This window comes from Arsukibacterium sp., from assembly GCF_033721375.1.
Classification (GTDB): Bacteria; Pseudomonadota; Gammaproteobacteria; order Enterobacterales; family Alteromonadaceae; genus Alishewanella.
Map to the genome: position 1 here is coordinate 155,577 of NZ_JAWWAP010000006.1, position 18,423 is coordinate 173,999.

The 18,423-nt window shown below is 49.3% G+C and carries 22 protein-coding genes; 7 read left to right on the forward strand and 15 right to left on the reverse strand.

Annotated elements, in window-relative coordinates; all coding sequences use genetic code 11:
- Window positions 1-24: 24 nt before the first annotated feature.
- From rseP to rpsB, 8 genes are all read right to left on the reverse strand, one after another.
- On the reverse strand, window positions 25-1,380 hold the full coding sequence (gene rseP, locus R3187_RS10835) for a sigma E protease regulator RseP (protein ID WP_318967035.1): 1,356 nt from the start codon (window positions 1,378-1,380) through the stop codon (window positions 25-27).
- Entirely contained in the window at window positions 1,380-2,573 is a 1,194-nt protein-coding gene (ispC, locus tag R3187_RS10840) for a 1-deoxy-D-xylulose-5-phosphate reductoisomerase (RefSeq protein ID WP_318967037.1), read from the reverse strand. Before ispC ends, rseP begins: the two co-directional genes overlap by 1 nt.
- Window positions 2,573-3,433: a phosphatidate cytidylyltransferase gene (locus tag R3187_RS10845; RefSeq protein ID WP_318967038.1), complete on the reverse strand. Its 861-nt coding sequence runs from the start codon at window positions 3,431-3,433 to the stop codon at window positions 2,573-2,575. Before R3187_RS10845 ends, ispC begins: the two co-directional genes overlap by 1 nt.
- Window positions 3,434-3,438: 5 nt before the next feature.
- Window positions 3,439-4,200 (reverse strand): polyprenyl diphosphate synthase, encoded by a 762-nt coding sequence (uppS, locus tag R3187_RS10850; protein ID WP_318967039.1) that lies wholly within the window; start codon window positions 4,198-4,200, stop codon window positions 3,439-3,441.
- A gap of 126 nt (window positions 4,201-4,326) precedes the next feature.
- Window positions 4,327-4,884, reverse strand: a complete 558-nt coding sequence (gene frr / locus R3187_RS10855) for a ribosome recycling factor (protein ID WP_318967040.1) — start codon at window positions 4,882-4,884, stop codon at window positions 4,327-4,329.
- Window positions 4,885-4,933: 49 nt separating this feature from the next.
- Window positions 4,934-5,674 (reverse strand): UMP kinase, encoded by a 741-nt coding sequence (gene pyrH, locus R3187_RS10860; protein WP_217667330.1) that lies wholly within the window; start codon window positions 5,672-5,674, stop codon window positions 4,934-4,936.
- 104 nt (window positions 5,675-5,778) lie between these two features.
- Window positions 5,779-6,651 (reverse strand): translation elongation factor Ts, encoded by an 873-nt coding sequence (gene tsf, locus R3187_RS10865; protein ID WP_318967044.1) that lies wholly within the window; start codon window positions 6,649-6,651, stop codon window positions 5,779-5,781.
- Between the two features lie 104 nt (window positions 6,652-6,755).
- Window positions 6,756-7,484 (reverse strand): 30S ribosomal protein S2, encoded by a 729-nt coding sequence (gene rpsB, locus R3187_RS10870; RefSeq protein ID WP_318967046.1) that lies wholly within the window; start codon window positions 7,482-7,484, stop codon window positions 6,756-6,758.
- A 322-nt stretch (window positions 7,485-7,806) separates the two neighbouring features.
- Here rpsB and map point away from each other — a divergent pair, with 322 nt between their 5' ends.
- Genes map through dapD form a run of 3 tightly spaced genes read left to right on the forward strand, consistent with a single transcriptional unit; the run spans window position 7,807 to window position 12,084 of the window.
- On the forward strand, window positions 7,807-8,595 hold the full coding sequence (gene map, locus R3187_RS10875; protein ID WP_318967236.1) for a type I methionyl aminopeptidase: 789 nt from the start codon (window positions 7,807-7,809) through the stop codon (window positions 8,593-8,595).
- Window positions 8,596-8,625: 30 nt separating this feature from the next.
- Entirely contained in the window at window positions 8,626-11,250 is a 2,625-nt protein-coding gene (gene glnD / locus R3187_RS10880; RefSeq protein WP_318967049.1) for a bifunctional uridylyltransferase/uridylyl-removing protein GlnD, read from the forward strand.
- A 9-nt stretch (window positions 11,251-11,259) separates the two neighbouring features.
- Complete coding sequence (dapD, locus tag R3187_RS10885) at window positions 11,260-12,084, forward strand: 2,3,4,5-tetrahydropyridine-2,6-dicarboxylate N-succinyltransferase (protein WP_318967051.1); 825 nt, start codon at window positions 11,260-11,262, stop codon at window positions 12,082-12,084.
- Between the two features lie 85 nt (window positions 12,085-12,169).
- On the opposite strand, the gene R3187_RS10890 is transcribed toward dapD, so the two are convergent.
- The gene (locus R3187_RS10890; protein WP_318967053.1) at window positions 12,170-12,364 is read right to left on the reverse strand and encodes a hypothetical protein; all 195 of its coding nucleotides are present in this window, start codon (window positions 12,362-12,364) and stop codon (window positions 12,170-12,172) included.
- Window positions 12,365-12,585: 221 nt separating this feature from the next.
- Here R3187_RS10890 and cysZ point away from each other — a divergent pair, with 221 nt between their 5' ends.
- A complete protein-coding gene (gene cysZ / locus R3187_RS10895; RefSeq protein ID WP_318967055.1) occupies window positions 12,586-13,347 on the forward strand; it encodes a sulfate transporter CysZ in 762 nt (253 codons plus the stop codon).
- A gap of 14 nt (window positions 13,348-13,361) precedes the next feature.
- The gene (locus R3187_RS10900; RefSeq protein ID WP_318967057.1) at window positions 13,362-14,654 is read left to right on the forward strand and encodes an MgtC/SapB family protein; all 1,293 of its coding nucleotides are present in this window, start codon (window positions 13,362-13,364) and stop codon (window positions 14,652-14,654) included.
- On the opposite strand, the gene R3187_RS10905 is transcribed toward R3187_RS10900, so the two are convergent.
- The 3 genes from R3187_RS10905 to R3187_RS10915 are packed head-to-tail and all read right to left on the reverse strand — an operon-like array spanning window position 14,641 to window position 16,198.
- A complete protein-coding gene (locus R3187_RS10905; RefSeq protein ID WP_318967059.1) occupies window positions 14,641-15,087 on the reverse strand; it encodes a flavodoxin in 447 nt (148 codons plus the stop codon). The genes R3187_RS10900 and R3187_RS10905 overlap by 14 nt on opposite strands.
- On the reverse strand, window positions 15,069-15,881 hold the full coding sequence (gene truC / locus R3187_RS10910) for a tRNA pseudouridine(65) synthase TruC (protein ID WP_318967060.1): 813 nt from the start codon (window positions 15,879-15,881) through the stop codon (window positions 15,069-15,071). The genes R3187_RS10905 and truC overlap by 19 nt, the downstream gene beginning before the upstream one ends.
- Window positions 15,881-16,198, reverse strand: a complete 318-nt coding sequence (locus R3187_RS10915; protein WP_318967062.1) for a YqcC family protein — start codon at window positions 16,196-16,198, stop codon at window positions 15,881-15,883. The genes truC and R3187_RS10915 overlap by 1 nt, the downstream gene beginning before the upstream one ends.
- A gap of 109 nt (window positions 16,199-16,307) precedes the next feature.
- Here R3187_RS10915 and R3187_RS10920 point away from each other — a divergent pair, with 109 nt between their 5' ends.
- Window positions 16,308-16,604 (forward strand): DUF3301 domain-containing protein, encoded by a 297-nt coding sequence (locus R3187_RS10920; protein WP_318967064.1) that lies wholly within the window; start codon window positions 16,308-16,310, stop codon window positions 16,602-16,604.
- On the opposite strand, the gene R3187_RS10925 is transcribed toward R3187_RS10920, so the two are convergent.
- Complete coding sequence (locus tag R3187_RS10925) at window positions 16,601-16,918, reverse strand: DUF962 domain-containing protein (RefSeq protein ID WP_318967066.1); 318 nt, start codon at window positions 16,916-16,918, stop codon at window positions 16,601-16,603. The two genes, R3187_RS10920 and R3187_RS10925, sit on opposite strands and share 4 nt — an antisense overlap.
- Window positions 16,919-16,935: 17 nt before the next feature.
- The gene (locus tag R3187_RS10930; protein ID WP_318967068.1) at window positions 16,936-17,592 is read right to left on the reverse strand and encodes a GNAT family N-acetyltransferase; all 657 of its coding nucleotides are present in this window, start codon (window positions 17,590-17,592) and stop codon (window positions 16,936-16,938) included.
- Between the two features lie 167 nt (window positions 17,593-17,759).
- On the opposite strand from R3187_RS10930, the gene R3187_RS10935 reads away from it, so the two are divergent.
- Window positions 17,760-17,993 (forward strand): DUF2789 domain-containing protein, encoded by a 234-nt coding sequence (locus R3187_RS10935; protein ID WP_413229023.1) that lies wholly within the window; start codon window positions 17,760-17,762, stop codon window positions 17,991-17,993.
- Between the two features lie 23 nt (window positions 17,994-18,016).
- Here the strand turns inward: R3187_RS10935 and R3187_RS10940 are convergent, their stop codons facing one another.
- Window positions 18,017-18,385, reverse strand: a complete 369-nt coding sequence (locus R3187_RS10940) for a DUF3192 domain-containing protein (protein WP_318967070.1) — start codon at window positions 18,383-18,385, stop codon at window positions 18,017-18,019.
- Between the last annotated feature and the right edge of the window lie 38 nt (window positions 18,386-18,423).

Here is an 18,423-nt window from a genome sequence, read left to right on the forward strand (position 1 = left end):
TTTGAACTACTTATGATTAGTTTATTACAAACGAGAAATATCGTTGAGCAGCGCAATTCCCATTAACGTCAGCAGGACTAAAGCTCCACAGCGAAAACCTATTTCCTGCGCCTTTTCAGAGACAGGTTTACCGCGTATTAGTTCCACCACAAGATACAATAAATGGCCACCATCCAAAATGGGTAATGGCAATAAATTAATAACGGCCAGATTGACACTAATCAGCGCCAGAAACGCCAGAAAGGCTACCAGCCCCATACTGGCAGTATCACCTGCTCCCTGAGCAATTGAGATAGGCCCGCTCAGATGCCTGACCGATACATCACCGCTCAGCAGTTTCGCAACCATCGCAAAACTTAACCGGGTTAATTGCCAGGTTTGACTAATACCTTCACTAACCGCACCCACAACCCCATATCGTTGGGTATATAACATACCCTCCGGCCAGGACGTAAATGTAGGATGCACACCAAGCATACCCTGGGTAAAACCATCCTCCCGGGTAAATAACTCGGGGGTAGCAACCAACTCTATGCTTTGGCCTGCCCGGCTTACTACCAGTTGCAAAGGTTGCTCAGCATTTTGCTGAATAAGCCGCTCCAGGGTCTGCCAATCATTTATCTGCTCATCATTAATCCGCTTAATGATGTCACCAGCTTGTAAACCCGCGCGGGACGCCGCAGAATCAGGCAACACTACCGCCAACTCTGTGGTCGGTTTGGGCTGGACCAGTTCGATACCCAAACTGGCAAACACGGTTTGTTGCTCGGGATTAAACTGCCAATCCGTTAAATCAAGCTCAACCTGCCGCTGTTGACCACTTTCTACGGCTTGCAACCCCAATGTCAGCGCCGGGCGACCCAGCTGTTCTACCAACAGCAAATTGGTACTGCGCAAATCTCTGGCGTTGTGGCCATTAATACTGATAATTTGCTCATTGCCCTGCACACCCGCTTCAGCGACTATAGATTGCGGTTGCACCGCGGCAATTACCGGTTTTGCTTCCTGCACGCCGATTAAGTACATAAGCCATAACACCACGATGGCAAAAATAAAATTAGCCGCAGGGCCAGCGGCTATAATGGCCATGCGCTGCCATACTGTTTTATGGTTAAACGCTAAATCAGCAAATTGCGGCAACACCGGATCGACCCGCTCATCCAGCATCCGGACATAACCGCCAAGTGGAATAGCCGCTATCACAAATTCCGTGCCCTGACGGTCCCGCCAGCTGAATAGTGCTTTACCAAATCCAATCGAGAACCGCTTTACCAGTACCCCGTTTTTCCGGGCAACCCAGAAATGACCAAACTCATGAACGGTAACCAATAACCCCAGGGCAACCACAAAGGTAAAGGCATTCCACAAAAATACCGCCATTAATTTAGGGTCCTTAGCAACTGCTGCGCATAGGCGCGGGCTTCAAAATCGAGCGCTACTATATCATCCAGCGAGCCGGTAGCATAGTTAAGGAAATGTGCCAGAGATTTTTCATTTAAGCGCACAATGTCAGTAAACCGGATCTGTTCGTTAATAAATGCCGAAACCGCCACCTCATTTGCGGCATTCAGTGCAGTGGTCGCTCCTTGTCCTGCCGCACAAGCGGCCATTGCCAGGTACAAATTAGGGTAGCGTTCCGGGTCGGGCTTGCTGAAACTGAAACTGGCTAGCTGACTAAAATCAAGGGGTTGCACCGGGCTGCTAATCCGGTTAGGAAAAGCCAGCGCATGAGCAATCGGGGTACGCATATCTGGCTGGCCCAGCTGCGCCAGCACCGACCCGTCAGTGTACTGCACCATGGAGTGAATAATACTCTGCGGGTGAATCACTACTTCAATATCAGCCGGTGCGCAATTAAATAACCAGCGAGCTTCAATAAACTCCAGGCCTTTGTTCATCATTGTCGCACTGTCGACTGATATTTTCTGACCCATGCTCCAATTTGGATGGGCCACGGCTTCAGCCACTGTGACAGTATCCAGTGTACTAAGTTGTCTGGTCAGAAAAGGACCGCCACTGCCCGTCAGCAATAACTTTGCGATCCCCATCTGGGCGAGCGCGGGCCGTTGTTTTGCTTGCTGAGCAGCAGGCGGCAGGCATTGAAAAATCGCATTATGCTCGCTGTCTATTGGCAACAGTGTCGCACCATGGCGCTGCACTTTATCCATAAACAGCTCACCTGACATCACCAACGCTTCTTTATTGGCCAGCAATACGGTTTTGCCCTGTTCAACTGCGGCCAGAGTTGGCAGCAAACCGGCTGCACCAACAATCGCAGCCATCACGATATCGGCATCAGGATGCGCAGCAAGCTCAGTAATGGCTTCTGCTCCCGCCAACACTTCAGTAACGCTACCGTGGCTTTTCAGCGCTGCTGATAACTCAAGCGCAGCTTTGGGACATAACATCGCTGCAAAACGTGGCTGAAACTGCAGGCACTGCGCTAATAATTTGCTAACCTGAGTCGCAGCCGTCAAAGCCAGTACCTTAAATTGCTGCGGATGCATCGCCAGCACAGACAAGGTACTGCAACCAATAGAACCGGTAGCGCCAAGAATAACGACCTGTCGCATCAATTAAAGCCACCGAATAAAGCAAGCAGTAAGGCATATAACGGCGCAGTAGCAGTCAGGCTGTCTATCCGGTCAAGAATGCCGCCATGGCCAGGTAAAAAGGCACCGCTGTCTTTTTTACCGGCAGCGCGTTTAAACATACTTTCCGTTAAATCACCAAATACTGACAGTGCAGCTAAACCTATTGCAGCCAGATACCAATAGCCAATATCAGCAGGCCAGCCTTGCCAGTAACCTACTGCACTGACCATTAACAACACAAACGCCATACCTCCAAGCATACCTTCCAGCGTTTTACCCGGGCTGACTTTGGGCAACAATTTGTGTTTACCAAACGGCTTACCAATAATATAACCGCCAATATCGGCAGCCCATACCAGGCCCAGTAAGCCAAACAACAGCCAGGCACCGGTAAACTCAGCCTGCTGATAGTCCAGACCGCGCACAAAAACAATTGCACTCCAGGCCGGTACCAGTGTGAGCCAGCCCAACAGCGCTTTTAACCAGTCACGCTGCCCCCAGAACACCTGACTACGGGGGTAGCTTAATACCAGGATAACGGCCAGCAACCACCAGACAACACCGGCGATAATAAGGGTAAGGGTCAGGGTGTCAGCAAACAGATACTGCAGGGCAACCGGCTGCAACGCATAAAGTATCAAAAGTATCACTGCGGTTAGTCCGGTGTACATCGCTCGCATAGTCCGGTTAGCCAGACCACATAACCCACTCCATTCCCAGGCACCGAGCGTAAATGCGACCGACACAAACACCGCAAAGCCGGCCAGCGGTAAATAAAACACCGCCAGAAGAGCCAGCGGTGCCAGCAACAAAGCTGTTAGTACTCGTTGTTTAAACAATCTCGTTATCCTTTATTGTGCAGCATCGCCTGAATTTGCTCACCGGTGCAGCCGAAGCGGCGCTCCCGATTGACAAAAGCAGCTATGGCATCAGCAAACACCGCTTTATCAAAATCAGGCCAGAGGGTTTCAGTGAACCACAATTCTGCGTAGGCTGCCTGCCATAATAAAAAGTTACTGATCCGCAAATCACCGCCGGTCCGGATAAGTAAATCCAGCTCTGGCTGATCGTGCAACTGCATATGTTCAGCCAGCATCTGCTCAGTCATCGCTTCAGGCAACAGCGCTTTAGCCTGCACCTTAACTGCCAGCTGGCGCGCAGCATTGAGCATATCCCAGCGGCCACCGTAGTTTGCTGCAATATTTAATGTCATAGCGGTATTGTCAGCAGTCAGGGCTTCGGCAGCAGCAATGCTGGCGCGCAGTTTCTGATCAAAGGCTGACAAGTCGCCAACTATCTGCAACTTTACGTTATGCTTGTGCAGGCTTTTAACTTCTTTTTTTAGCACCAGCATAAACAGCTGCATCAGGGTATCTACTTCAGCTTGGGGTCGTCGCCAGTTCTCGCTGCTAAAAGCGAACAAAGTCAGCGATGGGATACCTAATTGCCGGCAAAAACTAACTGCCCGGCGCACCGCCTCCGCCCCTTTTTTATGTCCCCATACTCTTGGCTTCCCTTGACGTTGCGCCCAGCGGCCATTGCCATCCATTATTATGGCGACATGGCGTGGTAACGTCTGCTGCCCGATCTGCGACTCTGCAGTCATAGAATTAGACCTGTCCTTTAGTAATGCTTTAACTCTTATGGCGTGTCGTTTTATCTGCCAATCATAATAAAAAGCGCCGCACAGCCTAGCCGTTACGGCGCTATTATCTGCTAATGGTTGACGGTTTTAAACCTCCATCAGTTCCTTTTCTTTGTCAGCCAGCACTTCGTCGATTTTCTTCACATAGGTATCGGTGACTTTCTGCACTTCATCAGCGGCCCGACGTTCGTCATCTTCGCTGATCTCTTTATCTTTTAACAGGGCTTTTAATTCCGCGTTGGCGTCACGGCGAATATTACGCACCGCCACCCGGCCGCCTTCTGCTTCAGCACGCACCACTTTCACTAAATCACGGCGCCGCTCTTCAGTCAGCGAAGGTAACGGTACCCGGATACTGGTGCCGGCAGACATTGGGTTGAGCCCCAGGTCCGAAGCCATAATGGCTTTTTCCACCGCCTGCACCAGACTTTTATCAAATACACTGATACTTAACGTGCGGGCATCTTCAATTGAGACATTCGCTACCTGACGTAGCGGCGTGTCAGCACCGTAATAAGAAACCTGAATACCATCAAGTAAGCTGGGGTGAGCACGACCGGTGCGCACTTTATTTAATTGTGATTTCAGCGCATCAACGCTTTTTTCCATTCTTACTTTACTGTCTTTAATAATGTCGTTTATCACGATCGTTATCCTTTTATATCATGTCGCTACAGCCAGAATAGCGGCTAGTTTACTGTAAATTTTCTGCGTGGTCGATAACGGTGCCTTCCTGCTCACCCATTATTACCCGTTTAAGTGCACCGGGTTTATTCATATTAAATACCCGGATTTGCAGATTGTGATCCCGGGCCAGGGTAAATGCCGCTAAATCCATTACTTTTAATTCTTTATCCAGCACTTCAGTATAGGTTAACTGCGAATACAGCGTAGCTGCCGGGTCTTTTACCGGATCGGCAGAGTAAACACCTTCAACTTTCGTCGCTTTTAACACCGCATCGGCTTCAATCTCAATGCCCCTTAAACAGGCAGCAGAGTCAGTGGTAAAAAACGGATTACCGGTGCCGGCAGAAAAAATAACCACCCTACCCGATTTTAAATAGCTGATCGCTTCAGCCCAGCTGTAGTTGTCACAGACCCCATTCAGTGGAATGGCGCTCATCATCCGCGCATTGACATAAGCCCGATGCAGCGCATCGCGCATCGCCAGACCGTTCATTACCGTGGCCAGCATGCCCATATGGTCACCTACTACCCGGTTCATGCCCGCTTTGGCCAGGCCTTCACCGCGGAAAATATTGCCACCGCCAATCACGATGCCAACCTGCACACCTAATTCAACCAGTTCCTTGATTTCCTGTGCCATCCGGTCCAGGACTTTCGGGTCGATACCAAAGCCTTCATCGCCCATCAGGGCCTCACCGCTTAATTTTAACAGGATGCGTCGGTAGGTGGGTTTCGGATTGATACTCATAGGTGCCCCTAATGCTAAAAACGTGCTGGATAAAAGACAAAAAAAAACCGCGACCTCAGGTCGCGGTTATTCTAGCGGGTTTTAGTAAATTGCTAAAGCGCAAATTACTTTTTCGCCGCAGCGATCTGTGCAGCTACTTCAGCAGCAAAATCTTCTTCTTTCTTTTCAATACCTTCGCCTACTTCTAAGCGAATGAAAGACAAAGCTTTAGCGCTGTTTTGCTTTAAGAATTCGCCAGTGCTGATTGACGGATCTTTAACAAATGGCTGGCCTGTTAAGCTCACTTCACCAGTGAATTTGCTCATACGACCGGCAACCATTTTCTCAGCGATTTCTTTTGGCTTACCACTGTTAACCGCGATGTCGATCTGGATTTGGCGCTCACGCTCTACTACTTCAGCAGACACGTCTTCCGGGTTAACATAGCTTGGGTTGTTAGCTGCAACGTGCATGGCAACATCTTTTGCCACATCTTCATTACCGCCTTCCAATACAGCTAATACACCAATACGGCCAGAGTGAACGTACTGACCAATTACGTCACCTTCAACAACGGCAGCGCGGCGTACATTGATGTTCTCACCAATTTTAGCAACCAGGGTAGCCCGGGTATCTTCAACCGAAGTACCGTTTAAATCAGCGGCCAAAATAGCTTCAGCGGTGAATAATTTATTGGCATGTGCCAAATCGGCAACGCTGTTCGCAAATGCCAGGAAGTTGGCATCGCGGGCAACGAAATCGGTTTCGCAGTTAAACTCAATAGCTAAACCATAACCGTTCGCTACGCGGGTTAAAATAACGCCTTCTGCAGCAATACGGCCGGCTTTTTTCGCCGCTTTTGCTAAACCGCTTTTACGCATCGCATCAATGGCCGCTTCGATATCGCCGCCAGTTTCTTCTAATGCTTTTTTACAATCCATCATGCCAGCGCCAGTGCGCTCGCGAAGTTCTTTTACTAAAGCCGCAGTTACAGCCATGGGAGCTTCCTCGTCTTAATTCCGGTTGGACAAACAGGGGCAAATATTGCCCCTGTTGCAAAGGTCTTCTGTCTAAAGCCTGACAGGCTTAAATGACAGAAAAATTATTCTGCTTCAACGAAGCTTTCAGCTTCCGCCTGAACTTCGATGTTTTTGTCACGACCTTCCTGGATAGCCTGACCTACCGCACCCAGATATAACTGGATGGCGCGGATAGCGTCGTCGTTACCTGGGATCACATAGTCAACACCTTTAGGATCAGAGTTAGTATCAACAACTGATACTACCGGAATACCCAGGTTGTTGGCTTCTTTGATCGCGATGTGTTCATGGTCAGCGTCGATCACGAACAGTACGTCTGGTAAGCCGCCCATGTCCTTGATACCGCCCAAGCTCTTTTCCAGCTTGTCCATTTCACGGGTACGGTCTAAAGCTTCTTTCTTGGTCAGCTTGTCGAAAGTACCATCCTGGCTTTGCGCTTCCAGGTCTTTTAAACGCTTGATTGACTGACGAACGGTTTTCCAGTTGGTCAGCATGCCACCTAACCAGCGGTGGTTAACATAGAATTGGTCAACTTTCGCTGCCGCTTCTTTGATGGCTTCAGACGCGGCACGCTTGGTACCAACGAATAAAATTTTACCCTTCTTGGCAGATACCTGTTGAATAAACGCTAAGGCGTCATTCATCATCGGTACGGTTTGCTCAAGGTTAATGATATGAACTTTATTACGGGCACCAAAAATGAACGGCTTCATTTTTGGGTTCCAGTAACGGGTTTGGTGACCGAAGTGCACGCCCGCCTGGAGCATGTCGCGCATAGAAACTTTTGCCATGATTAATTTTCCTGTTTAGGGGTTAGGCCTCCATGCATCCCATATCCCGACCGTTGCTTTCGCGCAGGCACCCCGGACTATGTGTCGATGCATGTGTGTTATTTAAAATTTAAGTTTGGTTTTCGCAACCCAGCGCATCGGCTTTTTATAACTAAGAACCAGAAGTTATCAAAAATAAGCTTCGGCGCCCGGAAAAGAAAAGTACAATGCAATTTGCTAATTTGCGGCGCGCTTTATACCATAGTAAGCTGCCAAACACAATGATATGTGTATTTTTCCAGCAGTCATAATGTCCGTAACTGCAGTAACCGAGAGAGTGTTGATGACAGCAAATATTAAAACCGCCGCCGAAATTGAAAAAATGCGTATAGCCGGTCGTCTGGCAGCTGAAGTGCTGGAAATGATAGGGCCGCATGTCAAAGCTGGCGTAACCACAGATGAGCTCAATACTCTCTGCCATGACTACATTGTCAACGAGCAGCAGGCCATACCAGCTCCTCTTAACTATCATGGTTTTCCCAAATCAATCTGCACCTCGGTTAACCAGGTGATTTGTCACGGCATTCCCAACGACAAAGCGTTAAAAGATGGCGACATTATTAATATTGATATCACCGTTATTAAAGATGGCTATCATGGCGACACCTCTAAAATGTTTGTGGTGGGCAAACCCAGCATTATGGCTGAGCGGCTTATCCGGGTGACCCAGGAGTGTTTATATCTGGCGTTAAAGCAGGTAAAAAACGGTGTCCGGCTGGGCGATATCGGCCACACCATTCAGCAACACGCTGAAAAACATAGTTATTCTGTGGTACGGGAATATTGCGGCCATGGCATAGGGGCTGTTTTCCATGAAGACCCACAGGTGTTGCATTATGGCAAGCCCGGTACCGGCGAGGTATTAAAAAGTGGCATGTGTTTAACAATAGAGCCAATGATTAATGCCGGAGGCCGCCACAGCAAAATGCTGAAAGACGGCTGGACCGTTGTGACCAAAGATCGCAGTTTATCAGCCCAGTTTGAACATACCCTGCTGGTTACCGACGATGGCTGTGAAATTCTGACGCTGCGCAGTGATGAAACACTGGAACGCCACCTGACAGCAGAGTAACCACTTACTAATCGTTCAGCAGGGAGTCGCATGACGCAAACATTGCAATTTAACCGATCACTGCCAGGCAGTTTTTCGCTGGACAACTATAAAAAACACTTCAGTGAATTTCATGACTGGCTGGTGCGCAGCTTTGAGCACCAGCCAATCAACGGTCTGGTTAAAGCTCGTGCCCGTTTTATTGACTCGGTGTTAAGTCAGCTGTGGCAACATTTTGAACTGAGCAAAGAGCACAACCTGAGTTTAGTCGCGGTGGGTGGCTATGGCCGTGGCGAGCTTCACCCCTACTCTGACATTGATTTGCTGATTTTATCTGACCGGCGCTTAACCAGCAGCCAACAAGAAGCCGTCGCCAGCTTTATTACCAGTTTATGGGACCTGCGTTTAGAGGTCGGCCACAGTGTCCGCACCTTAAAAGAAACCATAAAGCTCGGTAAAGACGACATTACCATTGCCACCAATTTACTGGAAATGCGCCTGCTAACCGGCAACAAGCCGTTGTTTGAGCAGCTGCAGCAGGAGATCAGTGCTGATAACTTCTGGAGCAGTCAGGCGTTCTTTCAGGCCAAACGGCATGAACAACAGCAGCGTCATGCCCAGTATCATGGTACGGCCTATAACCTTGAGCCAAACCTGAAAGCGAATCCCGGTGGCCTGCGGGATATTCAGACTATTGGCTGGGTGGCGAAAAAGCATTTTAACACCCGGACGATGCGTGAACTGGTAGCCTATCAGTACCTGACAGAAGATGAATATCAGGAACTGATGGAATGCGAAGCCTATTTGTGGCAAATGCGTTTTGCGCTACATATTGAAGCTGGCCGCAATGAAAACAGGATTTTATTTGACTACCAGCCGGCTGCAGCAAAACGGCTGGGCTTTGGCTCCGACGGTAAAGCTTCAGTCGAGCGGATGATGAAACGGTTTTTCCGTACAGTACAACGGGTAAGCGAGTTGAACGAAATGCTGTTACAGCATTTTGAAGGCAGCATTTTAAACCAGGGCACCAAAGTAAAAGTACAACAACTGGACGACTACTTTGAGCTGAGCGGTCATTTAATCAAAGCCCGCGACAATGCCATTTTTGCCCGGCGTGACAACCTGCTGCGGCTATTCTGGCACATTGCCAACAACTCTAACATTACCGGTATTCACTCCACTACGTTGCGTTTACTGCGCCAGGTTCGCCGGCGGTTAATGGGCGATTTACAGGACTATGAGGCTTGCCGTCAGTTATTCCTGGCGCTGTTGCGCCACCCGCGTGGTATGGATAAAGCCATTACATTGATGCACCGCTACGGCGTGCTGGCTGCTTATTTACCGCAGTGGCGCAATATTGTCGGCCAGATGCAATTTGACTTATTTCATGCGTATACGGTAGATGAACATACCCATCGTCTGCTGAAAAACCTTTATAAGTACACCCAGCCTGAACATGAAAGTGAATTCCCGCTCTGTACCGATATTGTTAAGCGGATGGAGAAGCCAGAACTGCTATACCTGGCCGGTATTTTTCATGATATTGCCAAAGGCCGTGGCGGTGATCATTCTGAACTGGGTGCGATGGATGTGCGGGAATTTGCCAAACTGCATAAACTCAGTGAGTTCGACAGTAAACTGGTCGCCTGGCTGGTGGAAAGTCATCTGCTGATGTCCGTTACCGCCCAGCGGCGTGATATTCATGATCCGGCCGTTGTCGCCGAGTTCGCCGAAAAAGTGCGGGATGAAACCCGGCTTAATTATCTGTATTGTTTAACCCTGGCCGACATCCGGGCCACTAACGATAATCTGTGGAACGACTGGAAAGGCTCATTACTGCGGGAGTTATTTCTGGCCACCCAGAAAGCCTTTCGCCGCGGCCTGGAAAAACCAATGGATTTACGCGATTTAATTCGCGAAAACCAGAGCGAAGCGATGCCGCTTTTGCTAAAACAAACTTTTACTGAATCTGAAATCCAGCACTTGTGGAGCCGGATTAAAGCAGATTACTTTGCCCGCTACAGCCCGAAACAAATAGCCTGGCACTGCGAACATATTTTACGTCATAAAAATCGCACTGAACCTTTAGTGCTGATCAGTAAAACGCCGATTCGCGGCGGGACCCAGGTATTTATATATACTCAGGATCAACCAGGCCTGTTCGCCCGGCTGGTGGCGGCGCTTGACAGTAAAAAAGTCAATATTTTTGATGCCCAGATCATGACCAATAAAGATGGTTACGCGATGGATACCTTTGTTATTCTTGAACAAAACGGCGAGCCGGTCAGTTCACCTTCAAGATTAACCAGTATTAAGCGGGCGCTGGAGCTGTATATCGCCGGTAAGCCGGATTTATCCCGGCAAAAACCGCGGCTGTCGCGGCAGATGCGCCAGTTTAATGTACCACCCAAAGTGGTATTTTTGCCGGGTAACATTAAGCAGCGCACCATGGTTGAAATTGCCGCCCTTGATACCCCTGGCTTACTGGCTGATATCGGTCAGGTATTTCAACGCTGCGGCGTAAATATTCATGCCGCTAAAATCACTACCATCGGTGAGCGGGCAGAAGACTTTTTTATGTTATCAAATGCACAGGACCAGGCCCTAAGCAGCGACGAGCAAAGTCAGCTTAGACGGGTGCTGATTTCACAACTCTCACAGGAAACAGAAGGCTAAAATAACACCATGTCTGACTTAAAAAGCATTATCGAAAATGCGTTCGAACTTCGTGCCGATATTACTCCAGGCTCGGTATCGGCTGACGTTAAAGCAGCCGTGCAGCAGGCGATAGCGCTGCTGGACTGCGGCCAGGCACGGGTTGCCGAAAAAATTGCCGGCGAATGGGTCGTGCACCAGTGGCTGAAAAAAGCGGTGCTGCTGTCGTTCCGGATTAATGATAATGTGGTAATGGACGGTGCTGAAAACCGTTTTTTTGACAAAGTACCAATGAAATACGCCGACTACACTGCCGAGCGCTTTCGTGCAGATGGTGTGCGGGTAGTCCCCCCGGCTGCAGCCCGCCAGGGCAGCTACATTGGCAGAAATGTCGTGCTAATGCCAAGCTACGTTAATATTGGCGCTTATGTTGGTGACGGCACCATGGTTGATACCTGGGCAACTGTCGGCAGCTGTGCCCAGATTGGTAAGAATGTTCACTTATCCGGTGGCGTCGGCATTGGCGGCGTACTGGAACCGCTGCAGGCTAACCCGACCATTATTGAAGACAACTGCTTTATCGGCGCCCGCTCTGAAGTGGTAGAAGGCGTTATTGTCGAAGAAGGTGCGGTGTTATCAATGGGTGTGTATATCAGCCAGAGCACCCGGATTTACGATCGGGAAACCGGCGAAATCAGTTACGGCCGGGTACCGGCTGGAGCGGTCGTGGTGCCAGGCACCTTGCCTGCCAAAGATGGCAGCCATAACTTATATGCCGCCATTATTGTTAAAAAAGTCGATGCTCAAACCCGGGCTAAAGTGGGTATTAACGCCCTGCTTCGCAGCGTAGAGTAACGCTGGCAGTACTACTTTTGAATTGACAGTATCGAACCTGCAAAGGCAGCTGCTGCCTTTGCAGGTTAACGCCGCCGACAAACCATTAGCTAAATATCGTTAACATTGCAAAACCGACCAGCCCGGCGACAGCAAAAATGCTGTACTCAAGCCGTTTTTCAAAACGTTTCTCCGCGCCACCGTCAGCAGGCACCAGCAGTGCCGAAACTAAACAGGTTAGCCCTGCCAGTAAAAAAAGTGTGGTTAAACCAAATACCAGTGCCGAGCCAAACATTGCCATTTTTCACCCTTAGTTTATTTGCCAAACCCATAATGTTGTCATACTGTACCGCCATCCGGCAAAACAGCGCGCATTCTAGCATAAAAAACCGCCACTTAGACCAGCGCTGTGTGATGCTGCGTTATATTCTGTTACTAAAAACCTTAATCATTCAGCTACAATCTGCCTGCAACATCTTATACTGGCTGCAACTGTTTAACTGAGCTTCAGTCGGAGCAAGCATGCATTACTTTTTTCAGGGCGCGGCATTAATGGGCACCAAAGGCCTAAAACGCTTTGTGCTGATCCCACTTTTGATAAATTTACTGCTTTTTTCTGCCGCATTTTATCTGCTGATGCAGCAGATTCAGGCAATGATAGCGGCCATGCAGCATTACCTGCCAGCCTGGCTGCACTGGCTGGAATACCTGCTGATCCCTCTTGGCGTGTTTTCACTGGTGATTGGCCTGGCGTACAGTTTTACCATGGTTGCCAATTTTATTGCCGCTCCTTTCAACGGCCTGCTTAGTGAAAAAGTGGAAGCCCATTTAACCGGTAAACCGTTACCCAGTGTTGGCTTTCGTGGCTTTATCAACGATATACCCCGCATGCTTGGCCGGGAATGGCAAAAATTACGCTATGCCCTGCCCCGGGCCATTGTCGTATTTGTCCTGTTTTTATTCCTGCCGGTAGTTGGCCCGGTATTGTGGTTCCTGTTTACCAGCTGGTTGCTGGCAATCCAGTATCTCGATTACCCCTTTGATAACCACCGTATCGATTTTGCCGTTATGCGCGGCCAATTGCGACGCCAGCCAGCCAGCAGCTTTAGTTTTGGCATTATGGTAAATTTTGCTTGTATGATACCGTTATTTAACTTGTTTGTTATGCCCATTGCGGTTTGCGGCGCAACGGCGATGTGGGTTGATAAACTTGCTCTGCAAAATGATCCCGAGCAGCAACGGCCCGGCCAGGCGCAGTATCGAAAACTCGACAAATATTGTTAAGAGTAACTGCCAACATGAATGCATTTGATTTTGAACTGGTCCAGAAATTTTTAATTGCCTTACTGCTTGGCGCCCTTGTAGGGATGGAGCGTGAAAAACACCGCCGCAATCAGCAATTAGGCAGCTTTGGTGGCTTACGTACCTTTATTCTGGTGGCGCAGGCTGGCGCAGTCTCTGCGTGGCTGTCGTTACATCTGCAAGCTGCCTGGTTATTTATCATGGTAGTGCTTATCGTCGGGGTGGTTGCCAGTGTGGCCTTTGTTATGGAAAGCCGACGGCGCAATGAGTTCAGCGGTTTAACCAGCGAGCTCAGTGCTATTACGGTTTGCCTGCTGGGCGGCGCGGTCATGTATGGCTACACCGAGCTGGCGGTGATGCTGGGCATTCTTACCTCTGCAATTCTGACCTTTAAACAGCCACTGCATGGCCTGGTCGACAAAATTGGCAATGAAGATTTGTATGCCATTATGAAACTGCTGATCGCCAGCTTTATTGTATTACCGTTACTACCGCAACAACCTGTTGATCCCTGGCAGGCATTAAACCTTTACCGGCTGTGGCTGTTAGTGGTGCTGATTTCTGCAATGTCATTGTTAGGTTATGTCGCAGTACGCTGGCTCGGCGAAGCACATGGTACTGTGGTTACCGGGATTACCGGGGGGCTGGCATCCTCTACAGCCACGACTCTCAGCTTTGCCCGCAACAGCAAAGCTCAGGGCAACAGCATGGCCGCGGATACCCAGGCAACCGGCATTCTGCTGGCCTGGCTGGTCATGTTTATCAGAGTGCTGGTAACAATAACAATTGTATTTAAACCGTTGCTACCGTTATTGTTAATCCCGTTCGGGGCGATGGCGACAATGACCGCAGCTCTGGCAGGGCTCTGCTACTGGCGCGGCAGTAAGCAACAGCTGGCCCGCCCGGAACAAAGTGAAGTATCGGTCAAAAACCCTTTTAGTCTGATTGCAGCGATAAAATTCGGGCTGTTTTTTGCCGTCATTCTGATCCTGGTAAAATTTGTCCAGCTCTATACGCCGAGCGAAACCCTGTATTTACTGGCAGCAGTTGCCGGGCTGACCGACGTGGACGCGATTACGTTATCGATGGCAGATTACGCCCGCTCGGCGACAGGCAGCCTGACCCTTGCTGCCGGCGCAATTACCGTTGCCGCCCTGAGCAATACTCTGGTTAAATGCGGCATGGTGGTGTTTTTAGGTAGTAAGCCGCTGGCCAGAAGCCTGATTTTCGCTACCGTACTAATCAGCCTGACCGGTGGTATAAGTATTGCGCTACTCAGATTTTTTTAAGCTGCTGCTCCAGCCAGGGCAACGCCACCGTTTCGGGCTCTAAGGTTTCACAGGCGTCAATCCGCAACATTGGCGCCAGCTCACTGCCCTGAATTTCAGTCAGTAGCTCACGCATTTGCTCGCCTGCACCGCAGAAAGTATCATAGCTGCTATCTCCTAACGCAATAACAGCAAACGGCTTACCGCTTAACAACGGAAACCGGTTTTTAAGTTCAACATAAAATGGCAGCAAGTTGTCAGGGATGTCACCCTGACCGGTCGTCGAGGTAATGACCAGCCAGGCGTTGGCATCCGCTGCCATTACGTCATCCAGCTTCGGTTCATCGAATAGTGCCAGCTCGTGGCCAGCACCGGCGATAACAGCTTCTGCCTGCTCAGCGACATATTGAGCACCACCATACACAGAACCCACAATCAGGGCGATTTTTGCCATTTTTCCTCCAGAAAATGTGCAGCGAATTGCTGCTGATAATAGAGTTCAGCCACCGGCCAACCAAAGTGATTAAACAGCGGTTCAAGCTCGTTCAGACCGGCAGATATTGTTAAAGTTTCGCCCGTCACCGGATGCGGTAACTGCAGCTGTTTTGCTACCAGCAATAAACGCCTGCAATTAAAATGCTGCTTAAATAAAGCATTGTGCTTGCCATCGCCATGACTGGTATCACCGACTATCGGATGGCGTAAATGCGCCAGATGCCGGCGTAGCTGATGCTTCCGCCCGGTAAGCGGCTGCAGGGCAACCAGAGAATAACGTGCTGCCGGATATTTACTGACTGGAATGGGCAATTCAATCTGCTGTAACGGCTGATATCGGCTGATGGCTTGCTGCGGCGCTTTATCGCTGCGGCTGAATTTATCGGCAATTTTATCCAGCTGTTCTTTTAAAGGGTAGTCTAACTGGCCTGCCGCAGATAAGAACCCGCGAACCACCGCCAGATAATGTTTACGCCACAAGTGCTGCTCCTGCTGCTGGCCAAGCAATCTGGCGACATCAGCAGATAGGGCAAACAACAATACCCCGGACGTTGGCCGATCTAACCGGTGTACCGGAAACACATGCTGCCCGAGCATATCGCGCAACGTTTGCATCACAAAGACAGTTTCATGTTTATCCAGAAACGAGCGATGCACCAGCATACCGCTGGGTTTATCGACTGCGACAATATACTGGTCCCGATACAGAATTGATAACGGCGACGTCAGGGTAAACGGCTCGGCTGAACTCATCACTGCACCGTCAGAGTGCTGTCAATTTGCTGGATCAGCTGTAATAAAGGTTGTAAGCGTTGCCCCTGCGCTTTAAATGCCTCTTCGGCATAGGGCAGGATACTGACTTTAGCCGGCAATGGCTGCCTGTTTTGCAGTAATCTCCAAAGCTTTGGCAGGAACACGAATTGCAGCCATTGCTCCAGGCGCAACGTATCACAGCAAAACGGGGTTGTGCTGGCCAGGTCGGCATCGTCAGGTGCGGTAATGCTCCATAACTGCTGTTGCTTTAATTCGGTTTCAAGCTGAATAAGAAGATATTTAACCACATCTGACATAACGACCTCACTCTATGCCAGGTAGTTTACCATAAGCTTTATCAACGACCAGCACTTGTAAAACGGTAATTTCGCCAGCATTATCAGCAGGTCGTTTCAGGAGAAAACTATGGGCCCGGTATTATTATTGCTGTTTATCAGCACAGTTTGTTATCTGTTCTGGCTGCAGCGCAAGCAGGACGAGCGGGCACGCTTGCTGGCTAAGCAGCTGTGTCAGCAGCAGGAATTGCAGATGCTGGATTGCGGTCGCAATGGCCACAGTTTTCGCAAAATTAATGGCCGGCTACGGTTTACTACTTTGTATCAGGTCGATTTCAGTGCCGATGGTGAAAGCCGCTATCCGGCAGAACTGGTGCTAAGTGGCATGCGGCTGGCCGCATTTAATTTGCCTGCCCACCGGATTTAAACCGGTGGCATTTTATGTTTAAGCTGGCCGGTTAAAAAATCTTTCAGCATCACCCAGTCAGCAGCAAGGCTGTACAAAGGATATTTAAAGGTGGCCGGTTTGTTATGTTCAAACATAAAATGGCCTAACCAGGCAAAGCCATAGCCGATAAACGGCAGCAGCCATAACCAACGCCATTGCTGGGTAAAAAGTGCAAACAGCAGCACCGCAATAACCAGGCTGCTGCCGATATAATGCAAAGTCCGGCATACCGGATGGCGATGCTCGCTCAGATAATAAGGGTAAAATTCCTGAAAGTTGTTAAAACCTGACATAGCCGCTGTCCTCCTGTTTACGCCGGCTCAGCCTGACTTTGCCGTGGCCGGAACATCAGGCTGCCGCTGACACTACCAAATGCCAGTTCCGTTACCTTCTGATATTTATCGTCAGCAAAAAAAGGCTGATACTTAGCCAGGGTTACAAACACGCCAATGCCGTTGGAGCTGTGATCCTCATCAACAATGCTGTCAACAGCATGGATCAGGTAATGCCCCAGCCCAAGATGCTGGTATTTTGGCGAGACGGCAATAAATGCCAGCATATGGTAACGTTCATAAGGCATGGCAGCATGGATACGCTGCTCTTTTTCCAGCATTTGCCGGGTTGAGACAAAACCGGCAGTCAGCAGCATCTTTAAGCGCCAGTGCCACAGCCGGTTGCTGCCGATGCCAGAGTCAGGCCCTACCACACAGGCAACCCCCAGCAATTGGTCGCCATGAAACAGCCCGACTAGCGGTTGCTGCGCCTGCCAGAAGGTATTGAGCTCCTCACGGATCGCAGAGCGTAACCGTTGTTCATAGTCAGGCGTATCGCCACGGAAAATAGTTAAAAACAATGGGTCGTCATGATAAGACTGATATAAAAGCGATGCTGCCAGTTTTAACTCTTCGCCATTAAGCAACGCTGCTTTTAACTGCTCTGGATTAAAGGTATTCAGTATTGCCGTCATCACGTCTCTCTTATTGTTGTTTTTTCAACCACAATACCAGTAGGTTGGGTTGTTGCCAAGCAGCTTTTCCGGCGCTGCCGGGCACTATGCTGGGCTTATCAGCCAGCACTGACTATGCTTATAGTTAGCTATGGCGGATTGCCTTATCCAAATCAGAACAGGAGATAATGATGGATACATCAAACCATAATATGACCAATCTGTTTATGCAGTTAGGATTAGACAGCAGCCCTGAAGATATCAAACGTTTTATCAGCAATCACCGTCTGGCTGACGATGTTGAGCTGGTCGATGCCCCGTTCTGGAATCAGGCGCAGCGGCATTTTCTGAAAGAATCATTTAAAGAGGATGCGGATTGGGTGATGACTATTGATGAGCTGAACACCCAGCTGCGGTATTAGCGCAGCCAGGTACTAAGTTTAAATTATAACTGCTGGTAGGCTTTGTCGCCCCAGCTATGCAGCTGATTGTTGATAAAAACCAACGGGGTGCATTCATCTTTGGTGGTTTTGCCGTCGCTGCGTTTATGCTGGGTGCGGTAAAACAGCACCTGCACCTGCTCGCCATCTTTAACCAGAAATTCGGTAAAGTCAGGATTGCCTAAACGTGATATCACATTATTAAATGCCATGCCGGGTTCAAACTGATTAATCTGCGCCAGATTTTCCCGCTGAACTTTTCGCCACTCATTGTCAGCACCATCTGAACTTTCATAATCTTTATCGCCAATCGCCACGACACAACCAGTTAATAAGCCGGTTAATGCCAGCAAGCTCAGGGTTCTGATTATCATCTTTTTACTCCATTAGTTATTATTTTCTGTTACGTTTT

Bases quoted from the DNA above. Each gene is read 5' to 3' on its own strand.
- rseP (WP_318967035.1), bottom strand. From the start codon at position 1,380: ATGGCGGTATTTTTGTGGAATGCCTTTACCTTTGTGGTTGCCCTGGGG.
- ispC (WP_318967037.1), bottom strand. From the start codon at position 2,573: ATGCGACAGGTCGTTATTCTTGGCGCTACCGGTTCTATTGGTTGCAGT.
- uppS (WP_318967039.1), bottom strand. From the start codon at position 4,200: ATGACTGCAGAGTCGCAGATCGGGCAGCAGACGTTACCACGCCATGTC.
- pyrH (WP_217667330.1), bottom strand. From the start codon at position 5,674: ATGAGTATCAATCCGAAACCCACCTACCGACGCATCCTGTTAAAATTA.
- tsf (WP_318967044.1), bottom strand. From the start codon at position 6,651: ATGGCTGTAACTGCGGCTTTAGTAAAAGAACTTCGCGAGCGCACTGGC.
- rpsB (WP_318967046.1), bottom strand. From the start codon at position 7,484: ATGGCAAAAGTTTCTATGCGCGACATGCTCCAGGCGGGCGTGCACTTC.
- map (WP_318967236.1), top strand. From the start codon at position 7,807: ATGACAGCAAATATTAAAACCGCCGCCGAAATTGAAAAAATGCGTATA.
- glnD (WP_318967049.1), top strand. From the start codon at position 8,626: ATGACGCAAACATTGCAATTTAACCGATCACTGCCAGGCAGTTTTTCG.
- dapD (WP_318967051.1), top strand. From the start codon at position 11,260: ATGTCTGACTTAAAAAGCATTATCGAAAATGCGTTCGAACTTCGTGCC.
- R3187_RS10890 (WP_318967053.1), bottom strand. From the start codon at position 12,364: ATGGCAATGTTTGGCTCGGCACTGGTATTTGGTTTAACCACACTTTTT.
- cysZ (WP_318967055.1), top strand. From the start codon at position 12,586: ATGCATTACTTTTTTCAGGGCGCGGCATTAATGGGCACCAAAGGCCTA.
- R3187_RS10900 (WP_318967057.1), top strand. From the start codon at position 13,362: ATGAATGCATTTGATTTTGAACTGGTCCAGAAATTTTTAATTGCCTTA.
- R3187_RS10905 (WP_318967059.1), bottom strand. From the start codon at position 15,087: ATGGCAAAAATCGCCCTGATTGTGGGTTCTGTGTATGGTGGTGCTCAA.
- truC (WP_318967060.1), bottom strand. From the start codon at position 15,881: ATGAGTTCAGCCGAGCCGTTTACCCTGACGTCGCCGTTATCAATTCTG.
- R3187_RS10915 (WP_318967062.1), bottom strand. From the start codon at position 16,198: ATGTCAGATGTGGTTAAATATCTTCTTATTCAGCTTGAAACCGAATTA.
- R3187_RS10920 (WP_318967064.1), top strand. From the start codon at position 16,308: ATGGGCCCGGTATTATTATTGCTGTTTATCAGCACAGTTTGTTATCTG.
- R3187_RS10925 (WP_318967066.1), bottom strand. From the start codon at position 16,918: ATGTCAGGTTTTAACAACTTTCAGGAATTTTACCCTTATTATCTGAGC.
- R3187_RS10930 (WP_318967068.1), bottom strand. From the start codon at position 17,592: ATGACGGCAATACTGAATACCTTTAATCCAGAGCAGTTAAAAGCAGCG.
- R3187_RS10935 (WP_413229023.1), top strand. From the start codon at position 17,760: ATGATGGATACATCAAACCATAATATGACCAATCTGTTTATGCAGTTA.
- R3187_RS10940 (WP_318967070.1), bottom strand. From the start codon at position 18,385: ATGATAATCAGAACCCTGAGCTTGCTGGCATTAACCGGCTTATTAACT.